Source organism: Arthrobacter sp. RIT-PI-e (assembly GCF_001187915.1).
Taxonomy (GTDB): Bacteria; Actinomycetota; Actinomycetes; order Actinomycetales; family Micrococcaceae; genus Arthrobacter_D.
The window spans coordinates 1-6,199 of record NZ_LGIU01000025.1 but is presented as its reverse complement, the minus strand read 5'-3'; the positions used below and the strand labels follow the sequence as shown (position 1 = coordinate 6,199).

Genomic DNA, 6,199 nt, shown 5'->3' with positions numbered 1-6,199 from the left:
CCGCTCCCGACTCCACTCGGCCCTGGGCTACACCACGCCAATAGAACACGAGCAATTACTCGCCAGCAATAAAGCTCAGCCGGCATAAGCCGCCTGATCAACTGTCCACAACTTGCGGGCAACCCCAGCTGGTGCGCGACGGCACCAGCACAATCGTCGGCGAGGAAGGGCTCAACGACACCGGGCGCCGGTTGATCGCAGGGTACCTCGCGGCAGCAAAGGCGCTGACCGCATTCGGCAACACGGTCCCTACCTCCTATCTGCGCTTTGCTGACGGGGAGGAATCCCCTGAAGGTATTTGCTGGGGGATGAAGGACCGCACCGGCTTGGTCCGGGTCCCTCTAGCTTGGGGCGGGGACGTCCTTTCCGGTATGGTCGCGCACGCCAATCCTGGCAGCACCGAGCCCGTGCCCGAGCCGGCCATCGACCCGCAGACTGTCGAATTCCGGCTCGGCGACGGTTCGGCCGATGCGCACCTGTTGCTAGCCGGTATGGCAGTCGCGGCCAAGCGCGGACTCACCGATCCGGGAAGCTTGAAACTGGCAGAGCAGCTGAGCACTGCCGACCACGACGACTTCGAGCAACTACCGACCTCCCGTGCAGAATCAGCCGACGCCCTCGAGGCCGAGCGCGACCTCTTCGAAGCCGATGGCGTGTTCCCCAGTGCGCTCATCGACGCCGTCCTCGAAGGTCTACGAGATACCGAAGATGCCAAAGACGCCGAAGACGCTGCGTCGGACGGGGGAGCTACGGATGATGAGGCCGCGCGTGAGGAACTCATCCGTCGTCACTGGCACGTCGGCTGACCCCGGCCAACCTTCGCTCCACTAGAGGTATCCTCGGATCCTCCATATGACGGGGTGTACGGCGCCGGCGCTCATGTAGGCCAGTAGACGATCGTGCTGTTGTCGCGGGTTCCCTGCACTCCGACTGGCCTACCCAGGGAGACGGTCTCCGAGTTGCTGTTAGGGAGACCTATTCCTGCCATCATCCCAACCTGCCAGTGCTGCGAGACCCCGTCATGTCCGTGAAAGCTCACCCCTCGACCATCGTCCGCCGAGTTCCGGGCTCTCACCCTGCGAGGATCAGTACTACTGGCAGGCACGTAAGAAAAGCAGAAAGCGGCATGAACCCCCGTCCAGGGCTCCTGCCGCTTTCTGCTTCTTCTATGTGTACCGAATAAGATCGGTTCCTGCTTACTCTGGGCGTTCGCTCCCATCACAAGCAGGTGGTCTGTCAGCCGGTGAAAGCTTCCTGGCCAGCCTAGAGGCGACCTAGAACAAATAGCAAGCAGACTTACGATCTGAGGGTCGTCACAACGCCCTGCATCGGCGCGTTGACGAGCCCTACTCCCTGGAACTCGTAAGTCCTAGGAGGGGTCATTCGCCTCGTTAGCGTCGCGGAACTCACGGCTAGGGGTCATGACCGATTAAGGAGAGATGGCCCTATTTCATCCCTATCGATCGACATGGCTGAGAGTCATGGATACAAGACATTACAAAGCATTGCTGAAAGTCGGCGACGAGTGTCTCGTCTAAGACTCCAGTGGAGGACGTGTAGGGGACTGCCTGGTGGTGATGCGGGTGCTGGCATCCCCGCCCCTCCGCTCAAGGCAAAGTGGGCGTACAGGCCTATAGTCCCGCGAGTCAATAGCGAACGATAATGAAATACCTGCTTTTCTCGATTCTCAGCTTGTGCCCAGGATTCACACCATAATGTCGCTTATGATGTGGATATGGTGGTGCTTCGGTGAATGACCTCGTTTTCAGTGCCGCACATACCAGCGCCCCTGCCCCGAATCGGGAGCGACACGCCAGCAGTATCGCCGCCTGGCAGCTCGCCCAGACCTCGCGCCATACCCTGGTTGCCTACACCCGGCATCTCAACCACTACTGCACCTGGCTCGATGCCATGGGCTTCGACCTGCTCAGTGTCCGCAGGGTTCATGTCGACGGGTACCGGCACACCCTCGTAGGGGCACCCTCTACCATCGCCCGCACCCTCGCCGCGCTCTCGAGCTTCTACAAGTACGCCATCGCCGAGGGGGCCACTGCACTGAATCCGGTGGCCACCGTGGTGCGGCCGGCGATCGACGCCGACCACAGCACCACCCAGGGCCTGACCCGCGACCAAGCACGCACTTTACTCGCCGTTGCCCGGGCTGATGATCCGCGGTCCCACGCGTTGGTCGCTTTGCTGCTGTTCACCGGGATCCGGATCGGGGAAGCCCTCGGGGCCAGTACCACTGACTACGGTCACGACGCAGGACACCGAACCCTGACCATCCGCCGCAAAGGCGGAAAGAGCGCGAAGGTCGCCGTCCCGGCCCCCGCGGCCGTGGCGTTGAACGAGTACCTGGGCACCAACGGGGCCGAGCTCATCCACGTCCTCGGCCACAGCACCCATCACCTCATTGGACAGCCCCTGTTTACGACCAACACGGGGAGGCCATGGCAGCGCAGCGAAGCCTTCCGCACCATCGGGCGCCTCGCAGGCAAGGCCGGGATTCAGGGGCGAATCGGCCCGCACAGCCTCCGGCACACCTTCGCCACCATCGCCCTGGACACCGGAACCTCTTTGCATGCTCTGCAGGACAGCATGGGTCATGCCGACCCCCGCACTACCCGCCGCTATGACCGAGCACGCAACAACCTGGCCAAATCCGCCAGCTATGACGTCGCCCGCGCCCTCGCCTGAGCATTGAGTGCTGGATCGAAGTCGACTTGGGTGGTGTATAGGTCAAGGTACCTATACATAAAGCGGGCCAGGGGTCGAAGGTCGCATCGAATTTGGGTGAGGAATGCCTGATAGCGTTTTATTTTCGCGCGGTTTGATGTCGAGGTAGGAGAGTTGTCCTTCATCGACAAAAAGCCGTATCACAGCTTCTGTCGTCAGAGCCGAAAGTATCAAACGAGGTACGGCGTCCTGTGGATCGTCGTTGTCCACCTCGATTTCCATCGACAGGCATGTCCCGCAATCGCAGTTCCAACCCGCCCACGCATGGAGAGCTTGCTTTTTCAGCTCACACTGGAAATCGGATGACGATGATCGTGGTGCCGTCGTCGAGTATGCGTGCTCGATAAGAAAATTTATGGCTTCTATCTCTTCTGGAGTGAGCCTCTTCCTGGTACCAGTAACAGGACGTACGACAGGGAACGGGGTGAAGCAGCGACGAGTGCGTTCAACAAATATTATGAAAAGTGCACCCAGTGATTTGTGGCGTAGTGAATACTTCGACGTTTTCGATCCTCGTTCCCGCACTTGTTTCGCTCCTGACATGTCCCTTGTATTCCGGCCTTTTCGTTGCCTCTTTGAAAGCGTCACTTGAAGGCCGCCGAGTAGAGGGCCCTGAGTTCTGGTGTGTCTGTTCCGCTAAGACCGCATGTGAGGACGTACTCACCATCTGAGGCAATCAAATAGGACAGTTCAGGGTTGTACGTCAATGGCCCCCCGTCGATCTCCGGATCGGTGCCTTGGTCGGGAATGAGGACACGGTCCTCGGGTGTGCCGACGAATCTTTCCGTTACTTCTAGTTCCGCCACCCCGTCCTGGACGGAGACAACTGTAGCGGCGAAGGCCAGGGGGAGCGCCGCAAGATAGTCCGATGTCGGCACAGCGCACATCGCCGCCGGGGCCCCCGGGTCAGCGGAAGGGTTCATCAGCCTCGTGCTCTGCATCGCTTGTGGAGGAGCTTGACCATCGTCATCCAGTGTGGGGAGGACGACTGCTGTGACCAGGGCTGCTGCGGCCGCGATCCCAACACCACCGATCAGGAGGGAGCGCCGCTTACGTTGACGTTCAATCTCACTAGCCCCGCTGACACCGCCATTATCGGCGGTGTTGGGGTTGGTGTTGTGGTCTTTTGGATACGTGCCGTCCTTCATCGCGTTATGAATAAGAGTGTGGACAGTTTCAGGAGAAAGTGGTGGTACCGAGCGGGCGGGATCCTGATCGCGTAACCTACGCATCAGCTTGTCGGTCTGGTCGATGTTCACTGTGTTGCATCTCCCTTGGGTTCTTCAACGAGGTCGGATGACGCCATCTGTTTTTCCAAGTGTGTTTTAAGTTTTCTTTTTGCACGGTGGAGGCGGATCGAAGCGGCATTCTTACTAGTGGTGAGAACCTGGGAGATCTCAGTGATGTTAAGTTCATCCCACGCCCACAAACGAAGAATTTCCGCTTCCTCCGGTTTCAGTTCCTCCATCGCAGCATGAAGTACATCATCGTCGTCGACAGCGTCAGTCGTATCAATTATCGGTGGAGGATCGAGAGTGATGATTTTCTGGATCAGTTGGCTCTGTCTTCTCGTTGACCGTTGCGCGTTGGATAGTTGAAGACGAGCAATACCTATGGCCCAGGGGACGGGGGTAGGCGGGATCTCCCCGCGCCTCCGCCACAACACGACCAAGGTCTCGCTCAAAAGATCATCGATCATCCCGGGGTCGGTGCGGCGCACCAAATACTGTCGAACGGGTTCCACGACTTCGTGGGCGATCCGAGAAAATATTTGTTCCTCTGAAGTATTGATGGGGTTACTCTTCATTCTCATCAGGGGTGGGAATAATTATCTGCTTCATCGAGCACGGGAAAACTTTTCCCACTTGTCTTCGACATATAGCGGATACATCATCGCCTTCTATGCCAGGTGCTGGTGTACGCGATGCCATCACATCGCCATCAGCGCTTGATCGTCTCCTGCTTCGTCATCGGAGCAGTAGAAAACACCTAGGGAGCCCACCGCGTGCTCACGAGGGACTGCTCTGGAACAATACGCACAGCAAACAAAACGGTGTGGCGCCTTTGCTCCACCGTCACCGACAACACCCTGAAGATACGCAGCCAAGCCGCTGAGGCGAGAAGAACCACCTTCAGAACGAGTACTCGGATCAACACGGAGAGCAGGAGCAACAGCAGCGGAACGCAGACTTATCGGCATACAAGGTTATGTCCGACAGAACACACCTTCTTTCACCATGATCAACACCACACGAAGTTCGTAGACATGTTCCGTTCAGACGAGAGCGCTGACCTGCCACTCAACAGCAACACGCCGACGAACACCCGTCAGACGAACACCTCCCCCAACGGTCCCCACAGCAGGAGCAACCCCCAAAGACAACGAAGTACCTCCGCAGAACTGCATCATTTCAGTTCCGAAACGAAACCGAACTCGCCCCCTCACTCGAAGACCTCAAGCAACCCCGAAGTACCGTCAATAGGACCGTCCGAAACCGCCCACTACAGACGCAACAGACCCACGCACCTGTCCAGCCGACATGTCACCAACAGCGGATAGGGGTTTCGACTTGCTCAACGTCCGGCGGGCCTATGTCGACGAGTACCGGCACACCCTCCACGATCGCCCGTACCCTCGCCGCCCTATCGAGCTTCCACCGCTACGCCATCGCCGACCGGGCCACCACGTTGAACCCGGTGGCCGCCGTCACCCGGCCGGTCGTCGACGCCGATCACAGCACCACCCAGAGCCTCACCCGCAACCAAGCCACAGCGTTACCTGTTGTGGCGCGGGTTGATAACTTTAGGTCCCACGCTTTGGTCGCGCTGCTGCTCTTCACCGGGATCTGGGTGGGGGGAGGCATTGGGTGCCAGCACCACCGACTACGGGCACGACACCGGCCACCGCACCCTCACCATCCGCCGCAAGGGTGGAAAGAGCGCCAAAGTCGCCGTCCCCGCGCCGGCCGCGGTGGCGGTGAACGAGTACCTCGAGACCAACGGCGCCGAACTCATCCACGTCCACGGACCCGGCACCGCCTACCTGGTAGGACAGCCGCTGTTCACCACCAGCACCGGCAAACCCTGGCAGCGCAGCGAAGCCTTCCGCACCATAGGGCGCCTCGCAGCAAAGGCCGGGATTCAGGGGAGGATCAGCCCGCACAGCCTCCGGCACACCTTCGCCACCATTGCCCTCGACACCGGCACCAGCCTCCACGCACTCCAAGACAGCATGGGACACGCCGCCCCCCCCCCCCCCCGCCGCTACGACCGGGCACGCAACAACCTCACCAAATCCGCCAGCTACGACATCGCCCTCGCCTAAACCCTGGTACCGGGACTGTCTGAATAACGGTGTGTGAGGGTCCGGCCTGATCCGAAAGGAGATGGCCGTGAAAGACTTCACGACCGAAGCAACAGAGACGATGATCGATCCTGTGACAGGAGAAATCATCGACCAGAA

The 6,199-nt window shown here is 59.6% G+C and carries 6 protein-coding genes; 3 read left to right on the top strand and 3 right to left on the bottom strand.

The features are described 5' to 3' along the window. Positions 1-131 precede the first annotated feature (131 nt). Both AC792_RS01240 and AC792_RS01235 read left to right on the top strand, forming a co-directional pair. A complete protein-coding gene (locus tag AC792_RS01240; protein WP_200903339.1) occupies positions 132-806 on the top strand; it encodes a hypothetical protein in 675 nt (224 codons plus the stop codon). A gap of 943 nt (positions 807-1,749) precedes the next feature. Beyond that, positions 1,750-2,697, top strand: a complete 948-nt coding sequence (locus AC792_RS01235) for a tyrosine-type recombinase/integrase (RefSeq protein ID WP_082177239.1) — start codon at positions 1,750-1,752, stop codon at positions 2,695-2,697. Between the two features lie 51 nt (positions 2,698-2,748). Here the strand turns inward: AC792_RS01235 and AC792_RS16725 are convergent, their stop codons facing one another. The 3 genes from AC792_RS16725 to AC792_RS15945 form a co-directional block, all read right to left on the bottom strand. Further along, complete coding sequence (locus AC792_RS16725) at positions 2,749-2,946, bottom strand: hypothetical protein (RefSeq protein WP_152915965.1); 198 nt, start codon at positions 2,944-2,946, stop codon at positions 2,749-2,751. 374 nt (positions 2,947-3,320) lie between these two features. Further along, entirely contained in the window at positions 3,321-3,995 is a 675-nt protein-coding gene (locus AC792_RS16720; RefSeq protein WP_152915964.1) for a hypothetical protein, read from the bottom strand. Further along, entirely contained in the window at positions 3,992-4,543 is a 552-nt protein-coding gene (locus AC792_RS15945; protein ID WP_160317588.1) for an RNA polymerase sigma factor, read from the bottom strand. The genes AC792_RS16720 and AC792_RS15945 overlap by 4 nt, the downstream gene beginning before the upstream one ends. A 1,056-nt stretch (positions 4,544-5,599) precedes the next feature. Here AC792_RS15945 and AC792_RS01220 point away from each other — a divergent pair. Next, positions 5,600-6,061 carry a tyrosine-type recombinase/integrase gene (locus tag AC792_RS01220; protein ID WP_049828777.1) on the top strand — a complete coding sequence of 154 codons (462 nt, stop codon included), beginning with the start codon at positions 5,600-5,602 and terminating at the stop codon, positions 6,059-6,061. The last annotated feature ends 138 nt before the right edge of the window (positions 6,062-6,199 follow it).